Below are 15,534 nucleotides of genomic sequence, written 5' to 3'. Positions count from 1 at the left end.
AAAGGTGGATGGCAGCTTTGCTCCCACTCGTGCTTCAAGCACCGCGGACTCACAGCTTGCCATCCACCCCTCTCACCCCAGAGTTTATTCCCTTACTCAGACACAAGCGGGCTTGCTCGCGAAGAGGCCGGCCCAGACACTGAAAATGCCTGGGGCAGCCTGAAGGTTTTCAAGCAGTTTTACGGAACACAAACGCCAGCCCGACGATGATCAACAGCATCCCCAGCACACTCAACGCCGCCAGACGATTGCCGAAAATCAGGTAATCCATCACCGCCGTCACCGCCGGCACCAGATAGAACAGACTGGTGACATTCACCAGATTGCCCCGGGCGATCAGGCGATAGAGCAACAGTGTCGCCAACACCGACACCACCAGTCCCATCCACAACACCGGCACGATGAAACCCGTGCTCTGTTCAAAATGGAACGGCTGAAATGGCACAAATATCCCGCACAACAACAGCCCGGCCAGATACTGCACCGGCAATGTGCCGAGGGGATTGTCGGTGATGCGTTTCTGCATGATCGAGCCCACCGTCATGCTCGCCAGCGCCAACAGACCGAACAGCATCCCTGCCCAGGACATCCCCGCCAGTCCGATACCCTGATAAACCACCATGATCAGCCCGGCCAGCCCCAGCGCCAGACCGAACATCCGGCTCGCCGAGCGCTGGCGCTCCATCAACACCACAGTGAGGATCGGCTGTACGCCCATGATGGTCGCCATCACCCCCGGTGTGACTCTGGTGTTCAGGGCCAGCAGATAGAAAATCTGATACGCCCCCAACAACACCACGCCCGTTGCAATCGCAAACAGCATCGGCCGACCGCCCTTGGGCAGCTTCAACTTGAGCAGCGGCGTCAACAGCAGCAGCCCGCACAGGGCGATCACAAAGCGAATCAGCAGAAAGGCAAAGGGCGAGGCATGGGCCAGCCCCCATTTGGAGAAGATCGCCCCGCTGCTCCACAGTAGAACGAACAGGCTCGTGGACGTCGCCGCGAGCGCGGATTTTTTCGAAAGGACAAACATGAATACCACCTGTAGTCAGGCAAACAGCCAACTCAGCCGAGGCTGAAATTCAGTAGGTTTTTCTGGCGGGCGCAGGGGTCAGCAAAGAATGCCGATCAGCCCGAAACGCCAACGCCCGGCGGTGATACGACGGCGCACACCGGCGTGCTACTGACAGGTGGAGGGTAATGACTGATCTGCCCAGGCTGCTGATTCCCGCACGGCACGACGCCAGCGTTGACCGCTGAATCGACTACCGCGTTGATGAGGGATGCAGGCATTGGGGCTGATCTTTTTTGAAGGGTTTGGAGAGTGAATCAGATGATTCACGAGCGCCGACTATAACCAGCGTGGGACATGGATTGCAATGATTTGGACAAAGGGCCAGCAGGGACAGCTCGATGGCAGGCGCATAGGCTGATGAGCAACGGATAGGCCCATTGATGGGGAGACAGGGAATGCTCGGGATCACATGCCAAGGGAACGGACGAATTTGCGGTATCAGTTGTACAAATCGCAGGCCAGGAAACAGGCAAGCATCGCCAAAGCTCTATTGCAGCTACCAGCGCGACAAGACTTGTCGAAAGTACGCTTCGAACCCATCGACGCCATAGCACTGAGCGCGTTCGAGCTCTGGGAGAATCCACTTTTTTGCTGGCGAGAGGTTGCCGCATGGAAATCACGAGAACCCCTGTCCCTGGATATCGCGATCTGGTTCGAAGAACAGCTCTGCGGACTGTGCTTCGTCAATCCGAACAAAAGCCGCCAACGTATTCGAATCGTACGATTGGAAGGGCGACCCGGAGATTCTCACCCGCTGAAAAATCGTATCGGGACCTTGGCAATGATGGTCATCGATGAGTTCGCCCAAATAGTCGGCAGCAAGTTCATTGAAGTCCAGGAGCCAATGCAGGGAGCAATTCCTGTTTATACAAAGCTCGGCTTCAAATTTGATTTGGAAGGTCGTCTTGTCCTAGCAGTGGAGAGTAAAGTATCGTGAAAACAGTTCAAGTAATGATCAATGAGGGAGGGAGCATGCGCAAATCAGTCAAGAAATCCCCCGCTAAGAAAAGATCAATCAAAACAGAAGAAAAGATTGTGTCATCCGGGCTATCAGCCAATCAGCAGCGCTTTCTGCAGTTACTGATTACAGGCATTGAAGACGAACCCAACGTTCTCGCCGGGCGCCGCTGACTCACAGACAATAAAAAACCGCTCACAAGGAGCGTTTTTTTCATTTCAACATCCGGCTTCAACCAAACAGCCAATACCCCAGCAACGTCAACACTACCACTGCCAATACCGGACGCAGGATGCGGTAGGCCTTGGGATTGCGGCGTTTCCACTGTTTGACCACGCCGCTGAACCGGTCGCTGAAGTTCTTGCTCCAGGCGTAGGCCTGGTTGATGCCGCCGACACGTTCATCATCAAGGTTCTGCGGCGCGGTGGCGCGTCCCAGCCAAGCGCTGATGGCGCGGTTGATACGGGTCATCAGGCGGTTGCTCAGCGGGCGTTCGACATCGCAGAACAGGATGACGCGGGTTTGTTCGGTTTCGTTCTTGACCCAGTGCACGTAGGTCTCATCGAACATCACGTCTTCACCGTCGCGCCAGGCGTAGACCTGACCATCAACGAAGATCCGGCAATCGTCGGAGTTTGGTGTCGACAGGCCCAGGTGATAACGCAGCGAGCCGGCAAACGGGTCACGGTGCGGGTTCAGATGGCTGCCACCTGGCAACAGCGCGAACATCGCGCCTTTGACGTTAGGGATCGCACTGACCAGCGCCACAGTCTTCGGGCACAGGGTTTCGGCCGACGGCAGCGGTTTGTCGTACCACTTGAGGTAGAAACGCTTCCAGCCCTTCTTGAAGAACGAGCCGAAACCGGCGTCATTGTTCTTTTCGGCGGCGCGGATGTAGCCCTCGTCGAACAGGTGCATGGCCTCGTCGCGAATGGTTTCCCAGTTATCGCGCAGCACATCCAGTTCCGGAAACTTGCTGCGATCCAGATATGGCTTGGACGGAACGCCGGAGAACAGGTACATCAGCGCGTTGTACGGGGCGAACAGCGCCGAGTGGTTGACGAACTGGCGCAGAACCGGCAAACGCGCCTTGCCGCGCAAATGCACATAGAGGATGCTGCCCACAAACAGCAGCAGCACCAATACCTTGGCGGCTAACGAAAAGGTCATCAACGACTCCTTGAATAAAGACAACGCTGCGCAATGCCCTATAGCCGGCATGGCAGCCGGCCATGATAAACACTACCGGCCTCGGGAAAAACCCGCTGAACCCAAGATTCAGTGTTAAGAATTGCGCAACAAAGCATTTATTAGCATAACGATCCTGAACCCTGGCTGATCTGAGTCAATTCGACTACTGCTGATTCTCCTGCTCGGTGAACAGATCGCTGAACAGCATGCTCGACAGATAGCGTTCACCGGAGTCCGGCAAAATCACCACGATGGTCTTGCCCTGCATTTCAGGCTTCTCGGCTAAACGCACTGCCACGGCCATGGCCGCGCCGCAAGAGATACCGCACAAAATCCCTTCTTCCTGCATCAGGCGCAGCGCCATGGCCTTGGACTCGTCGTCAGTGACCTGCTCCACCCGGTCGACCATCGACAGATCGAGGTTCTTCGGCACGAAACCCGCGCCAATCCCCTGAATCTTGTGTGGGCTCGGCTTGATCTCTTCACCCGCCAGCGCCTGGCTGATGACCGGCGAAGACACCGGCTCCACTGCCACCGACAGAATCGGTTTGCCCTGGGTATTCTTGATATACCGCGAAACGCCAGTGATGGTTCCGCCGGTCCCGACGCCAGCGACCAGCACATCGACGGCGCCATCGGTGTCGTTCCAGATTTCCGGGCCGGTGGTTTTTTCGTGGATCGCCGGGTTGGCCGGGTTATCGAACTGCGACGGCATGAAGTATTTGCCAGTGTCGCTGGCAACAATTTCGGCAGCCTTCTCGATCGCGCCTTTCATGCCCTTGGCCGGTTCGGTCAGGACCAGCTCTGCGCCGAGGGCCTTGAGCACCTTGCGCCGCTCGATGCTCATTGATGCCGGCATGGTCAGCATCAATTTGTAACCACGGGCGGCGGCAACGAAGGCCAGACCGATGCCGGTATTGCCCGACGTCGGTTCGACGATGGTCATGCCCGGCTTGAGTTTGCCGCTGCTTTCGGCGTCCCAGATCATGTTCGCGCCGATCCGGCACTTGACCGAATAACCGGGGTTGCGCCCCTCGATCTTGGCCAGAATGGTCACGCCGCGCGGCGCGATGCGGTTGATCTGCACCAGCGGCGTGTTGCCGATGGAATGGGCGTTGTCAGCGAAAATACGGCTCATGGCTGGGTCCTTATGCAGCGTTGAATTCAGCCTTTCAAGGTATGCCTGTTGCCGGGCGCAGTCCAGTCGGGTCGAACGTCTGCGCCGCGCCACAGTCAATCGCTTACATCGTTCGGGAATTGTTGTCATGAAGCGTCGTTATAGCTGGCCAATAGGGATTTTTGCCGTCGTGGTTGTGCTGCTGATCGCCCTGCACATCGCCCTGCCCTACGTGGTGCGCGATTACCTGAACGGCAAACTGGCCGACATGGGTGACTACCGCGGCCAGGTCACCGACGTCGATCTGGCCCTGTGGCGCGGCGCCTACCGGATCAACGGCCTGAAGATCGTCAAGGTCGACGGCAAGGTGCCGGTGCCGTTCGTCAACGCGCCCGTGATCGATCTGGCGGTCAGCTGGCATTCGCTGTGGTACGACCATGCCGTGGTGGCACAGGTGCAATTCTTCAATCCCGAGGTCAACTTCGTCGATGGCGGCCCCAACAAGCAGAACTCGCAGACTGGTAAAGGCACCGACTGGCGGGCGCAACTGGGCAAGTTGCTGCCGATCACTCTCGACGAGGTGCAGATCCACGACGGCAAGATCACTTTCCGCAATTTCAACTCCAAACCGCCGGTCAACATGAACGCCAGCAACGTCGAGGCGAGCATCTACAACCTGACCAACGTGGTCGACAAACAGGGCAAGCGCGATGCCCGCTTCGAAGGCAAGGCCAAGCTGCTCGGCCACGCACCACTGGAAACCACGGCCACTTTCGATCCGCTGAGCAATTTTGAGGACTTCCAGTTCCGCCTGCGCGCCCGCGACATCGAACTCAAAAGCATGAACGACTTTGCCTCAGCCTACGGCAAGTTCGATTTCAACGCCGGCCATGGCGACGTCGTCATCGAAGCCCAGGCGAAAAAAGCCCAGGTCACTGGCTACATCAAACCGCTGCTGCGCGACGTCGAAGTGTTCAACTGGCAGCAGGACGTGGAGAACAAGGACAAGAGCATCTTCCGCTCCGTCTGGGAGGCGATCGTCGGCGGCACGGAAACCGTGCTGAAGAACCAGGCCAAAAACCAGTTCGCCACCAAGGTCGAACTCAGTGGCAACGTGCATCAGCAAAACATCAGCGCGTTCGAAGCGTTTTTGCAGATTTTGCGCAATGGCTTTATTCAGGCTTTCAATGCGCGGTATGAGCGGCCTAAGCCGGATGCGGGCTAATTCTTACGATTAACGACATATCGACCAGATTCTTCAGCCGCCAGCGTGGACTTTTGCTGCAATGAGTCCCAACCAAGACAAGCCAAGGCTAATGACCTTGGCACCGCCTCCCGCCCATTACTGTATCGGCTGATGCTGCGGGCACTGACACCCAGCGCCTCGGCTGCCTGATTCAGTGAGAGTCCGGTACGTGCACGCCAATCGATGAAAATCCGAGTGTTTTCATCGACAGTGTTTTGGGCCAGCGCATCCATATAAAGCGTGTCTGCGCCAATCTGTATATCGGGCTCAAGCCATTCGACCGTCCAGCCATTGTCGTCAAGGGTCGCAGCCGCAAACACTTCGGGATCAAGCAATGGTTGCAGACCTGGATAAGCGTGGATGTCTCGGCTCAGGTCAAGGGTCAGATCCTGACCATCAATAAAGGTCAGTTTCAATCGAAAACCTGACAGTGCCTGCACAGCCGTCAGACGAGGCCTTTTCATGGGTAACATCGTTTCCAGTCCTCCAGCAGTTGCGCTTGATGAGCCGCAACCCAAGCCAGCGCTTCCTTGATAATCAGCGGCGGTGCCTTGCCCGTCATGACTTCGACGGTTTCAAGGCTCAGCATCACGTCCACTCCGCCACCGATCAAGTGGACATGGGGTGGCGGGTGATCCTTCTCAAGTAACTGAATGCGGTATTTGTCGCGAAATCGGTATTTAGTCGTCATGCCCGACAGTCTATCGCCAAATCGGCGATACCTGAATACTGGCCTCTGGCCGAAACCGAGTCAACATGTGACGCCCCATTCAGAGACTGAATAAGCCGTCTGCGTTCACAGTCGACCGGGCTGCGCGTTATAGTCGGGGCATCCGATTTTTTCGCCCCCGCCCTGCCTGTGCAGGTCGGCGTTACCGTTCGAGGATTAGCAGATGAAGTTCGAAGGCACCCAGGCCTACGTCGCCACCGATGACCTGAAGCTGGCGGTCAATGCCGCCATCACCCTGGAGCGGCCGCTGCTGGTCAAGGGCGAACCGGGCACCGGCAAGACCATGCTCGCCGAGCAACTGGCCGAATCGTTCGGCGCCAAGCTGATCACCTGGCACATCAAGTCCACCACCAAGGCCCATCAGGGTCTGTACGAGTACGATGCGGTCAGCCGTCTGCGCGACTCGCAACTGGGCAACGAAAAAGTCCACGACGTGCGCAACTACCTGAAGAAGGGCAAGCTGTGGGAGGCTTTCGAGTCCGAAGAACGGGTGATTCTGCTGATCGACGAAATCGACAAGGCCGACATCGAGTTCCCCAACGACTTGCTGCAAGAACTCGACAAGATGGAGTTCTACGTTTACGAGATCGACGAGACCATCAAGGCCAAGAAACGCCCGATCATCATCATTACCTCGAACAACGAGAAAGAGCTGCCGGACGCCTTCCTGCGCCGCTGCTTCTTCCACTACATCGCCTTCCCCGACCGCAGCACCCTGCAGAAAATCGTCGACGTGCACTACCCGGACATCAAGAAGGATCTGGTCAGCGAAGCGCTGGACGTGTTCTTCGACGTGCGCAAGGTGCCGGGCCTGAAGAAGAAGCCGTCGACCTCGGAATTGGTCGACTGGCTGAAGCTGCTGATGGCCGACAACATTGGCGAAGCGGTGCTGCGCGAACGCGATCCGACCAAGGCCATTCCACCGCTGGCCGGTGCGCTGGTGAAGAACGAGCAGGACGTGCAGTTGCTTGAGCGCCTGGCGTTCATGAGCCGCCGCGGTTCTCGCTAAGAGGCTGATGCCATGTTGCTCAACCTGTTCAATGAAATGCGTGCAGCCAAGGTGCCAGTGTCGGTGCGCGAACTGCTCGACCTGATCAACGCGCTGAAGCAGCGCGTGACCTTCGCCGACATGGACGAGTTTTACTACTTGTCGCGGGCGATTCTGGTCAAGGACGAACGGCATTTCGACAAGTTCGACCGCGCATTCGGCGCCTACTTCGATGGCCTGGAAAAGCTCGACGATCACTTGCAGGCGCTGATTCCCGAAGACTGGTTGCGCAAGGAATTCGAGCGCTCGCTGACCGACGAGGAACGGGCGCAGATCCAGTCCCTCGGTGGCCTGGACAAGCTGATCGAAGAGTTCAAGAAGCGCCTCGAAGAACAAAAGGAACGCCACGCCGGCGGCAACAAATGGATCGGCACCGGCGGCACCAGCCCGTTTGGCTCCGGCGGCTTCAACCCGGAAGGCATTCGGGTCGGCGATGCCGGCAAGCGTCAGGGCAAAGCGGTCAAGGTCTGGGATCAGCGCGAGTACAAGAACCTCGACGATTCGGTGGAACTGGGCACGCGCAACATCAAGGTCGCCCTGCGTCGTCTGCGCAAATTCGCCCGTCAGGGTGCGGCGGAAGAGCTGGACATCGACGGCACCATCGACCACACCGCCAAGGACGCCGGCCTGCTGAACATTCAGATGCGCCCGGAGCGGCGCAACACAGTGAAGCTGTTGCTGCTGTTCGACATCGGCGGCTCGATGGACGCGCACGTGAAGATCTGCGAGGAGCTGTTCTCGGCGTGCAAAACCGAGTTCAAGCATCTGGAGTACTTCTACTTCCACAACTTCATTTATGAGTCGGTGTGGAAGAACAACCTGCGCCGCACGTCCGAGCGTTTCTCGACGCAGGATTTGCTGCACAAGTATGGCGCCGACTACAAAGTGATCTTCATCGGTGACGCCGCCATGGCACCCTACGAAATCACCCAGGCCGGCGGCAGCGTCGAGCACTGGAACGAAGAGCCGGGCTACCTGTGGATGCAGCGCTTCATGGAAAAGTACAAGAAGCTTATCTGGATCAATCCTTATCCGAAGGACACCTGGGGCTATACCTCGTCGACCAATATCGTGCGCGATTTGATCGAGGATCAGATGTATCCGCTGACGTTGCGTGGGCTTGAGGAAGGGATGCGATTTCTGTCCAAGTAATCTTTGTTGTCAGTGATGCCCTCTTCGCGAGGAGGCTCGCTCCCACAGGTGAAATGCATTCCAATGTGGGAGCGAGCCTGCTCGCGAAGCCCTTAGCTAATTATGAAACGCTGCAAATACTCGACATGCTCGCGATGTGCGACTTCCTGCACCACCGGCCTAAACCGCACCTGCGCCCCCGGCAGACACTGCGCCAGCCGCGCCAGCGCCAATGGCGTCAACGCTCCCAAGCGCGGATAGCCACCAATCGTCTGCCGATCATTGAGCAGCACAATCGGCTGTCCATCCGGCGGCACCTGCACCGCACCCAGCGGAATACCCTCGGAAATCATCGGCCGGCCCTGATACTGCAACGCCTTGCCCAGCAACCGAATGCCCATGCGATCAGCGCGACTGTCCAGCGTCCACGGACTGTTGAACACATCAAACAGACTCTGCCCGCTGAACTGGCCGATCTGTGCGCCAAGCACCAGATCCAGCGGCGCGTTGAGGCGCAGATCAGGTCGATGCGCCAGCGGCACTTCACGCACCTGCAGAACCGCACCGCGATAACTCAACGTCGCGCCCTTGGTCAGCGGTAACCCCATACCATCCAATCCACCGAGTTTTTCGCGCACCACCGTAGCACTGCTGCCCAGCACCTGCGGCGCGTCGAAACCACCGGGCGCCGCCAGATAAGCCCGGGCACCGAGCAGCGGTTGAGTGAACTTCAATGTCTGGCCTTTGCCCAGTTTGAAACTGCGCCACGGCGCCAGCGCCTGCCCATCGATCTGCGCACCAAGATCAGCGCCGGCCAGCGCCAGCAGGCAATCCTCCTGCGCCACCACGGCAAACCCGCCGAGGGTGATTTCGATCACCGGCAGATCCAGCGCATTACCGAGCAACCAATTGCCCCAACTCATCGAACTCCAATCCGCTGCGCCGCCCTGGGTCACGCCCAAATGGCGCACGCCGAAGCGCCCGGCGTCCTGCAACAGGCACAGCGGCGTGCTCGCTTCAATTGTCAGTCGGCTCATGCCAGCGCCTCCAGTGGCGTGTCATCGCCGCCCAGGTTGATGAACTCGGCGTGGCTCACCGCTTCGAAACGCACGGTGTCGCCGGGTTGCATCAGGCTGTAGCCGTCGCGATGACGGTCGAACAGTTTCGCCGGGGTGCGGCCGATCAGGTTCCAGCCACCGGGGGACACCACCGGATAAGCCGCGGTCTGCCGTTCGGCGATGCCGACGCTGCCGGCCGCAACTTTTTTGCGCGGGGTGTCCAGACGTGGCGCCGCGAGGATTTCTTCCACCAGCCCCATGAAGGCGAATCCCGGCGCGAAGCCGAGGGCGAACACCTGATATTCACGCGCGCTGTGACGGAGGATCACCTCTTGCACCGCCAATCCACTGCGCTGCGCCAACAGACTCAGTTCGGGACCGACACTCAGGTCGTACCAGACCGGCAACACATGGCACTGGCCGCCGGTGCGCGCATTCGGCGACAGGTCGATCAAGGCTTCAGCGATCAATTCACGCGCCTGACTCGGGCTCAGCGCGGTCAGATCGTAATGCACCATCAACGTGGTGTAGGACGGCACCAGGTCGATCAACTGCGCGCCAAACACCGCGCGCAAGCGCTCACTGGCGGCGAGCATCCACGGCATGTTGGATTCGGCAATTTCATCGAACAGGCGCAGCATCAGGCAGTCGAGGGCCACCACTTCAATCCGTGGACTCATGGCGCGCTCTGCTGATTCAGGGCCTCGCGAATGCGCTGCACGGCGGCCACCGAACTGGTGTTGTCGCCATGCACGCACAAGGTGTTGGCCTGCAGGTGCAGCGCGCTGCCGTCGCTGGCGACGAGCTCGCCGCCACGGGCGATGGTCAGCGCCTGTTCGATGATTTTTTCTGCTTCGTGATGCACTGCGCCCGGCAGTTGCCGCGAGACCAGTCGACCTGCGCTGTCGTAGGCGCGATCAGCAAAGGCTTCGAACCACAGGGTCACGCCGTATTCGTCACCGAGTTGCTGCGCCGCTGAATTGTCGCGGGTGGCCATCAGCATCAGCGGCAAGCTGCGATCGTAGGCGGCAACAGCCTGAATCACTGCCCGCAATTGCACCGGGTTGGCCATCATGTCGTTGTACATCGCGCCGTGGGGTTTGACGTAACTGACTCGCCCGCCCTGCGCCTTGCAGATGCCGTCGAGCGCGCCGATCTGGTAATGCAGGATGTCTTGCAGTTCCTGGGCGGAATAGGCCATGGAGCGCCGGCCGAAACCGACCAGATCCTGATAGGCCGGGTGCGCGCCGATCTGCACGCCGTGGCTCAGGGCCAGGCTGACGGTCTTGCGCATGATGCTCGGGTCACCGGCATGGAAGCCGCAGGCCACGTTGGCGCAATCAATGAAGGGCATGACCTCGGCGTCCAGACCCATGGTCCAGCTGCCGAAACTCTCGCCGATATCACAATTCAATAGCAGGCGGCTCACGGTGAACACTCCTGTAGCTTCTTGTCTTTTTATCTGTAGGACGCTTGCCCGGCAGGTTATCAGTTACTGCGCATCCAGTTGCTTGCCACGGGTCTCCGGCAGGCTCAGTGCGGCGAGAATCACCACGCCGTAGGACACCGCAGCAAACGCACCGATCCCAACGCTCAACGGCACCTTCTGGCTGAGCAAGCCGATCAGCAGCGGAAACAAAGCCGCCAGCGCCCGACCGATGTTGTAGCAGAAGCCCTGCCCCGAGCCGCGAATTCGCGTTGGAAACAGCTCGGTGAGAAACGCGCCCATGCCGCTGAAAATTCCCGAAGCGAAGAAGCCCAGCGGAAAGCCCAGCCACAGCATCACCCCGTTGCTGACCGGCATCTGCGTGTACAGCAAGACGATGGTGAACGAACCGACCGCAAACAGGATGAAGTTCTTTTTACGTCCCAGCAGATCGGTCAGATAAGCGCTGATCACATAGCCGACGTAGGAGCCGACAATCACCATCGCCAGATACCCGCCAGTGCCGAGCACACTCAAGCCGCGTTCATTCTTCAGGAAGGTCGGCAGCCACGAGGTAATCGCGTAGTAACCGCCGAGCGCACCGGTGGTCAGCAAGGAAGCACGGAACGTGGTGAACAGCATGCCGGGGGCAAAGATCTCGTAGAACTTCGCCGGATTCTGCGGGGTTTGCGCCGCCTTGGCTTCGCGATAGATCTCCGGGTCTTTCACCAGACGGCGGACGAAGATCACGAAAATCGCCGGGACGATGCCGAGGATGAACAGCGCTCGCCAGGCATCTTCCGGCGGCAACACCGAGAACAGCAGCGCATACAGAATCGCCGTCAATCCCCAGCCCAAGGCCCAACCGCTCTGCACCATGCCCACCGCTTTGCCGCGATCCTTGGCGCGGATCACTTCACCGATCAGCACCGCGCCAGCGGTCCATTCGCCACCGAAACCGAAGCCCATCAGGGTGCGGGCGATCAGCAGTTGCTCGTAGTTCTGGGCGAAGCCGCAAAGGAAAGTGAAGAAGGCGAACCACAGCACCGTCAGTTGCAGGGTGCGCACACGGCCGATGCGATCGGAGAGAATCCCCGCCACCCAGCCACCAATGGCCGAAGCGATCAGGGTGCTGGTGTGAATCAGCCCGGCCTGTCCGGTGGTGATGCCCCACATGGCGATCAGGGTCGGTACCACGAAGCTGAGCATCTGCGTGTCCATGCCATCCAGGCCATAGCCGATCTTGCAGCTCCAGAAGGTACGACGCTCTTGCTGATTGATGTTGCGATACCAGTCGAACGGTCCGGGGCGGGCCGTGTTCTTGGGGAGGTCGAGGGTGTCGGGCGCACGCATGGCAAGTCTCCGCAGGCTTTTATTGGTCTTGTTCGAAGTTCCGACGACGCCTATCGTGGGAACCGGATGCGCCGATTTTTCGTCGCCTGGCCCTGCTGCGTCCAACGAATAAAAACCCGCCTTAGGCATAAGAAAAATTTGTCACCCGAGCCGTTGCCATGAACCTGAAGTTTCTCGAGACCTTTGTCTGGGTCGCCCGGCTGAAGAGTTTTCGCCTGACCGCCGACAAGCTGTTCACCACCCAGGCGTCGATTTCCAGCCGCATCGCGGTGCTCGAAGGCGAGCTGGGGGTGAAGCTGTTTCTGCGCGATTCACGCGGCGTCAGCCTGACACCCGAAGGCCTGAAGGTGCTGGATTACGCCGAGCAAATGCTCGATACGATGTCGGCGCTGAAGCAATCGATCGAGACCCGTTCGAGCAAGGTCGGCCGGGTGCGTATCGGGGTGATGGACACGGTGATCCACACCTGGCTCAGCCCGTTGGTGGCGCAGATGACCGATCTGTATCCACGGGTAGAAATCGAGCTGGTGGCGGATACTTCGCTTAACCTCTGCGATCAGCTGCAAAAAGGCTTTCTCGACATCGTTCTGCAAACCGATCTGGTGCGCCACGAAAGCGTGCGCAGCCTCGAGCTGGCCAGCCATCCGCTGGGCTGGATCGTTGCGAGCAATTCGATCTACAACCGCGAGTACGCTGACCTCGGCGAACTGGCGCAGGAACGGATCATCACCTACTCGAAAAACTCCCGACCGCATCAGGATCTGCTGGCTTTGATGCAGGCCAACGGTGTGTTGGCGCCGCGGCTGAACTGCGTGAATTCGGTGTCGGCGATTACCCGGCTGTTGCGTGATGGTTTTGGGATTGGCGTGCTGCCACCGGTGCTGGTGGCCGAGGAACTGGCGCGGGGTGAACTGACCTTGCTCGACATCGACCAGCGACCGCCGAATCTGCAGGTGGTGGTGTCGTGGCGAGTTGGCGTGGAGTGGGTCGAGGAGATGGTGACGTTGTGTCAGCAGGTGCTGGCGGGGTATGCGCGCAAGGTGGGTGAAAAGTACATCACCCTCACTCAGTAATCACACCTGTGGTGAGGGGATTTATCCCCGATGGGCTGCGCAGCAGTCCTGAAACCTGAGCAATCAGGTTGATCTGACACACCATTGAGGGCCGCTTCGCGCCCCATCGGGGATAAATCCCCTCGCCACGGGGTTTGGCCAGCCTTACAAGCCGCGCACGTCGCGGTCTTCGATCGGCCGGCTCTGGCGCAAACGCCGGCCGCCGAGCACCACCCAGTCAATCAGACGAATCAGGCACTCGATGCCGAACGACAGCAGCAACGCGCCGCTCATGCCCCAGATCATCGCTTCCGGGGTCAGCAGGATCTGGTAGCTGTAGCCGTTCCAGGTTTCCTTGCGAATGTCCGGGTCGGCGGCCAGCACCACTTGCAGGAAGCGGATGTACCACGGCCCCTGCATCGCCTGGAACTGTTTATCCAGCGCCAACTGCCGGTTGAGCAAAGTGCTCAGGCTGTCGGCATCGCTGCGAAACACCGGGTCGTCACTGGCGCGGTAATGCGCGACCAGCGCCTGCAAGTCGCCCTTGAAGAACTGCTCGGCGGTGCCCTGAAAACCGCGCAGACCGGTCTGCGCTTCGATCAGATGGGCTTCGACGCGTTTGGCGTAATCGTTGATGAAACCCGGCACCTGGACACCGATCAACAGGCCCGCCGCAAACAACACCAGCCGTAGATAACTGAGCAACATCGGGGAGAGATCCTTTATTCGGTCGTGCCCTGGCTGACGCATTCGCCGCGTCGCCACAGGCTCCATTGGCCCGGTTGGTAGCGGGTCCAGGTTTCGTTTTCGGTCAAAGGCTCGGTGGCGATCACCGTGACCACGTCGTTGGGCGTGGTTTCCGCCTGGAAATCGACGATCACATCGACATCCTTGAGCCGCGCCGGGCCGAACGGTGCGCGCCGGGTGATCTGTGCCAGTTTGGTCGAGCAATAGCAGAACAGCCAGTCGCCGTCGCTGAGCAGGCAGTTGAACACGCCTTTGCTGCGGTATTCGGCACATGCAGCGACCAGATCCGGCAGCAGCACTTCTATATCGACCGGTTCCGGGAATGCTGCACGCACGCGGTTGAGCAAATCGCAGAACGCCGCTTCGCTGTCGGTATCGCCCACCGGGCGGTAGAAACTCTTGATCGGGGTGAAATCGGCGAGCTGGCCGTTGTGCGCAAAACACCAGTTGCGCCCCCACAGTTCGCGGACGAACGGATGAGTGTTGGACAGGCAGACCTTGCCGACGTTGGCCTGACGAATGTGGCCGATGACCACTTCGCTCTTGATCGGATAGCGCTGGACCAGGTTGGCGACTTCCGATTCGCTGCTCGCGGCCGGATCCTGAAACAGACGCAAGCCGCGGCCTTCATAGAAGGCGATACCCCAGCCGTCGCGGTGCGGGCCGGTACGCCCGCCGCGCTGCATCAGGCCGGTGAAGCTGAACACGATATCGGTCGGCACGTTGGCACTCATGCCCAGTAATTCACACATGTGCGGACTCTCGGTTTTACAGACGCGGCTCGACGCGCATGCGCTGCGGATTGTTCGGCACCGGCGGGCGACCATAGCGGTCATCACCGGCAGCGCCGAACGGCTGATCGTCGTCGCGATCATCGGCACGCGCCGCAGCCTTGGCGGCTTCGGCCTGCTCGCGGCGGGCGCGCGAGGCACGTTCGATCGGGAAGCGGATCAGCACGAAGATCAGGTAAATGCCGAACGCAATCATGCCGTACATGAACAGATCGGAGACCGCTCGCCAGGCGTTGTTGCCGACCTTGAAGGCCAGATCCAGCGCAGTGATGGCGATCGACGGCGCGACCTTGGCTTTCACCGGGTCAATGATGGTCGGGCTGAACAGCAACACCGCCATCAGCACCCGCAGCGGCTCGCGCAACCAGCGCCACATCCAGCGGGTCAGGCGCATCCCTACCAACAGGCAGCCCACAGCGGCAAAGGCGTAGAGGCCCCAGGCGATCAGATAGTCGTTCTCGGTCATGGTGTCCATGGCAAGGCAGGCAAAGAGGCGCTTATAGTAACGACTTTTCGCCCGCCAGGCTTGTCCCAATGCCAGACGGCCCGCAGCATACCCTGTGGGAGCGAGCCTGCTCGCGAAAGCGTTCTGTCAGATGACATTTGTTTCA

At 59.4% G+C, this 15,534-nt stretch carries 18 protein-coding genes; 6 read left to right on the top strand and 12 right to left on the bottom strand.

All coding sequences use genetic code 11. The features are described 5' to 3' along the window. Nucleotides 1-169: 169 nt before the first annotated feature. Nucleotides 170-1,033 carry a DMT family transporter gene (locus AC3WMV_RS23775; RefSeq protein ID WP_103369772.1) on the bottom strand — a complete coding sequence of 288 codons (864 nt, stop codon included), beginning with the start codon at nt 1,031-1,033 and terminating at the stop codon, nt 170-172. Between the two features lie 451 nt (nt 1,034-1,484). Here AC3WMV_RS23775 and AC3WMV_RS23770 point away from each other — a divergent pair, with 451 nt between their 5' ends. Both AC3WMV_RS23770 and AC3WMV_RS23765 read left to right on the top strand, forming a co-directional pair. Further along, on the top strand, nt 1,485-2,012 hold the full coding sequence (locus AC3WMV_RS23770; protein WP_027614537.1) for an N-acetyltransferase: 528 nt from the start codon (nt 1,485-1,487) through the stop codon (nt 2,010-2,012). 35 nt (nt 2,013-2,047) lie between these two features. Continuing rightward, nucleotides 2,048-2,206 (top strand): hypothetical protein, encoded by a 159-nt coding sequence (locus AC3WMV_RS23765; protein WP_167734099.1) that lies wholly within the window; start codon nt 2,048-2,050, stop codon nt 2,204-2,206. A 58-nt stretch (nt 2,207-2,264) separates the two neighbouring features. Here the strand turns inward: AC3WMV_RS23765 and AC3WMV_RS23760 are convergent, their stop codons facing one another. Both AC3WMV_RS23760 and cysK read right to left on the bottom strand, forming a co-directional pair. Further along, nucleotides 2,265-3,203: an aspartyl/asparaginyl beta-hydroxylase domain-containing protein gene (locus AC3WMV_RS23760; RefSeq protein ID WP_027614536.1), complete on the bottom strand. Its 939-nt coding sequence runs from the start codon at nt 3,201-3,203 to the stop codon at nt 2,265-2,267. Nucleotides 3,204-3,387: 184 nt separating this feature from the next. After that, nucleotides 3,388-4,362: a cysteine synthase A gene (cysK, locus tag AC3WMV_RS23755; protein WP_041070300.1), complete on the bottom strand. Its 975-nt coding sequence runs from the start codon at nt 4,360-4,362 to the stop codon at nt 3,388-3,390. A 127-nt stretch (nt 4,363-4,489) separates the two neighbouring features. Between cysK and AC3WMV_RS23750 the strand changes: the two genes are divergently transcribed. Then, nucleotides 4,490-5,566, top strand: coding sequence for a DUF748 domain-containing protein (locus tag AC3WMV_RS23750; RefSeq protein WP_103369773.1), 1,077 nt, complete (start codon nt 4,490-4,492; stop codon nt 5,564-5,566). On the opposite strand, the gene AC3WMV_RS23745 is transcribed toward AC3WMV_RS23750, so the two are convergent. Both AC3WMV_RS23745 and AC3WMV_RS23740 read right to left on the bottom strand, forming a co-directional pair. Next, on the bottom strand, nt 5,563-6,060 hold the full coding sequence (locus AC3WMV_RS23745) for a helix-turn-helix domain-containing protein (protein ID WP_041070304.1): 498 nt from the start codon (nt 6,058-6,060) through the stop codon (nt 5,563-5,565). The genes AC3WMV_RS23750 and AC3WMV_RS23745 overlap by 4 nt on opposite strands. Then, nucleotides 6,048-6,278, bottom strand: a complete 231-nt coding sequence (locus AC3WMV_RS23740; protein WP_103369774.1) for a DUF4160 domain-containing protein — start codon at nt 6,276-6,278, stop codon at nt 6,048-6,050. The genes AC3WMV_RS23745 and AC3WMV_RS23740 overlap by 13 nt, the downstream gene beginning before the upstream one ends. Before the next feature lie 202 nt (nt 6,279-6,480). Here AC3WMV_RS23740 and AC3WMV_RS23735 point away from each other — a divergent pair, with 202 nt between their 5' ends. Together AC3WMV_RS23735 and AC3WMV_RS23730 are read left to right on the top strand one after the other, a co-directional pair. Beyond that, nucleotides 6,481-7,326: an AAA family ATPase gene (locus AC3WMV_RS23735; RefSeq protein WP_003222636.1), complete on the top strand. Its 846-nt coding sequence runs from the start codon at nt 6,481-6,483 to the stop codon at nt 7,324-7,326. 12 nt (nt 7,327-7,338) lie between these two features. After that, entirely contained in the window at nt 7,339-8,517 is a 1,179-nt protein-coding gene (locus AC3WMV_RS23730) for a vWA domain-containing protein (protein ID WP_103369775.1), read from the top strand. Nucleotides 8,518-8,609: 92 nt separating this feature from the next. Here AC3WMV_RS23730 and AC3WMV_RS23725 read toward each other — a convergent pair whose 3' ends face one another. The 4 genes from AC3WMV_RS23725 to AC3WMV_RS23710 form a co-directional block, all read right to left on the bottom strand. Continuing rightward, complete coding sequence (locus AC3WMV_RS23725) at nt 8,610-9,533, bottom strand: 5-oxoprolinase subunit C family protein (RefSeq protein WP_103369776.1); 924 nt, start codon at nt 9,531-9,533, stop codon at nt 8,610-8,612. Further along, nucleotides 9,530-10,234 (bottom strand): 5-oxoprolinase subunit B family protein, encoded by a 705-nt coding sequence (locus AC3WMV_RS23720; RefSeq protein ID WP_096796617.1) that lies wholly within the window; start codon nt 10,232-10,234, stop codon nt 9,530-9,532. Before AC3WMV_RS23720 ends, AC3WMV_RS23725 begins: the two co-directional genes overlap by 4 nt. Continuing rightward, the gene (locus tag AC3WMV_RS23715; protein WP_103369777.1) at nt 10,231-10,983 is read right to left on the bottom strand and encodes a 5-oxoprolinase subunit PxpA; all 753 of its coding nucleotides are present in this window, start codon (nt 10,981-10,983) and stop codon (nt 10,231-10,233) included. Before AC3WMV_RS23715 ends, AC3WMV_RS23720 begins: the two co-directional genes overlap by 4 nt. A gap of 63 nt (nt 10,984-11,046) precedes the next feature. Next, nucleotides 11,047-12,333: an MFS transporter gene (locus tag AC3WMV_RS23710; RefSeq protein WP_096796615.1), complete on the bottom strand. Its 1,287-nt coding sequence runs from the start codon at nt 12,331-12,333 to the stop codon at nt 11,047-11,049. 158 nt (nt 12,334-12,491) lie between these two features. Between AC3WMV_RS23710 and AC3WMV_RS23705 the strand changes: the two genes are divergently transcribed. Beyond that, on the top strand, nt 12,492-13,406 hold the full coding sequence (locus tag AC3WMV_RS23705; RefSeq protein WP_103369778.1) for a LysR family transcriptional regulator: 915 nt from the start codon (nt 12,492-12,494) through the stop codon (nt 13,404-13,406). A 144-nt stretch (nt 13,407-13,550) separates the two neighbouring features. Here the strand turns inward: AC3WMV_RS23705 and AC3WMV_RS23700 are convergent, their stop codons facing one another. The 3 genes from AC3WMV_RS23700 to AC3WMV_RS23690 are packed head-to-tail and all read right to left on the bottom strand — an operon-like array spanning nt 13,551 to nt 15,398. Next, a complete protein-coding gene (locus AC3WMV_RS23700) occupies nt 13,551-14,093 on the bottom strand; it encodes a DUF2937 family protein (RefSeq protein ID WP_096796613.1) in 543 nt (180 codons plus the stop codon). Between the two features lie 14 nt (nt 14,094-14,107). After that, a complete protein-coding gene (locus AC3WMV_RS23695) occupies nt 14,108-14,884 on the bottom strand; it encodes a class II glutamine amidotransferase (RefSeq protein ID WP_007969599.1) in 777 nt (258 codons plus the stop codon). Nucleotides 14,885-14,900: 16 nt separating this feature from the next. After that, complete coding sequence (locus tag AC3WMV_RS23690; protein ID WP_103369779.1) at nt 14,901-15,398, bottom strand: MFS transporter; 498 nt, start codon at nt 15,396-15,398, stop codon at nt 14,901-14,903. Nucleotides 15,399-15,534: the final 136 nt, after the last annotated feature.

It is taken from the genome of Pseudomonas sp. FW305-3-2-15-E-TSA4, from assembly GCF_058787295.1.
Note: the sequence above shows the minus strand (reverse complement) of the source record. Positions and strands in the feature narration are given on the sequence as shown.

Coding starts and splice junctions, on each gene's coding strand:
- cysK (WP_041070300.1), bottom strand. CDS start 4,362: ATGAGCCGTATTTTCGCTGACAACGCCCATTCCATCGGCAACACGCCG.
- AC3WMV_RS23760 (WP_027614536.1), bottom strand. CDS start 3,203: ATGACCTTTTCGTTAGCCGCCAAGGTATTGGTGCTGCTGCTGTTTGTG.
- AC3WMV_RS23690 (WP_103369779.1), bottom strand. CDS start 15,398: ATGGACACCATGACCGAGAACGACTATCTGATCGCCTGGGGCCTCTAC.
- AC3WMV_RS23735 (WP_003222636.1), top strand. CDS start 6,481: ATGAAGTTCGAAGGCACCCAGGCCTACGTCGCCACCGATGACCTGAAG.
- AC3WMV_RS23765 (WP_167734099.1), top strand. CDS start 2,048: ATGCGCAAATCAGTCAAGAAATCCCCCGCTAAGAAAAGATCAATCAAA.
- AC3WMV_RS23770 (WP_027614537.1), top strand. CDS start 1,485: ATGCCAAGGGAACGGACGAATTTGCGGTATCAGTTGTACAAATCGCAG.
- AC3WMV_RS23695 (WP_007969599.1), bottom strand. CDS start 14,884: ATGTGTGAATTACTGGGCATGAGTGCCAACGTGCCGACCGATATCGTG.
- AC3WMV_RS23775 (WP_103369772.1), bottom strand. CDS start 1,033: ATGTTTGTCCTTTCGAAAAAATCCGCGCTCGCGGCGACGTCCACGAGC.
- AC3WMV_RS23700 (WP_096796613.1), bottom strand. CDS start 14,093: ATGTTGCTCAGTTATCTACGGCTGGTGTTGTTTGCGGCGGGCCTGTTG.
- AC3WMV_RS23745 (WP_041070304.1), bottom strand. CDS start 6,060: ATGTTACCCATGAAAAGGCCTCGTCTGACGGCTGTGCAGGCACTGTCA.
- AC3WMV_RS23740 (WP_103369774.1), bottom strand. CDS start 6,278: ATGACGACTAAATACCGATTTCGCGACAAATACCGCATTCAGTTACTT.
- AC3WMV_RS23750 (WP_103369773.1), top strand. CDS start 4,490: ATGAAGCGTCGTTATAGCTGGCCAATAGGGATTTTTGCCGTCGTGGTT.
- AC3WMV_RS23725 (WP_103369776.1), bottom strand. CDS start 9,533: ATGAGCCGACTGACAATTGAAGCGAGCACGCCGCTGTGCCTGTTGCAG.
- AC3WMV_RS23730 (WP_103369775.1), top strand. CDS start 7,339: ATGTTGCTCAACCTGTTCAATGAAATGCGTGCAGCCAAGGTGCCAGTG.
- AC3WMV_RS23705 (WP_103369778.1), top strand. CDS start 12,492: ATGAACCTGAAGTTTCTCGAGACCTTTGTCTGGGTCGCCCGGCTGAAG.
- AC3WMV_RS23720 (WP_096796617.1), bottom strand. CDS start 10,234: ATGAGTCCACGGATTGAAGTGGTGGCCCTCGACTGCCTGATGCTGCGC.
- AC3WMV_RS23710 (WP_096796615.1), bottom strand. CDS start 12,333: ATGCGTGCGCCCGACACCCTCGACCTCCCCAAGAACACGGCCCGCCCC.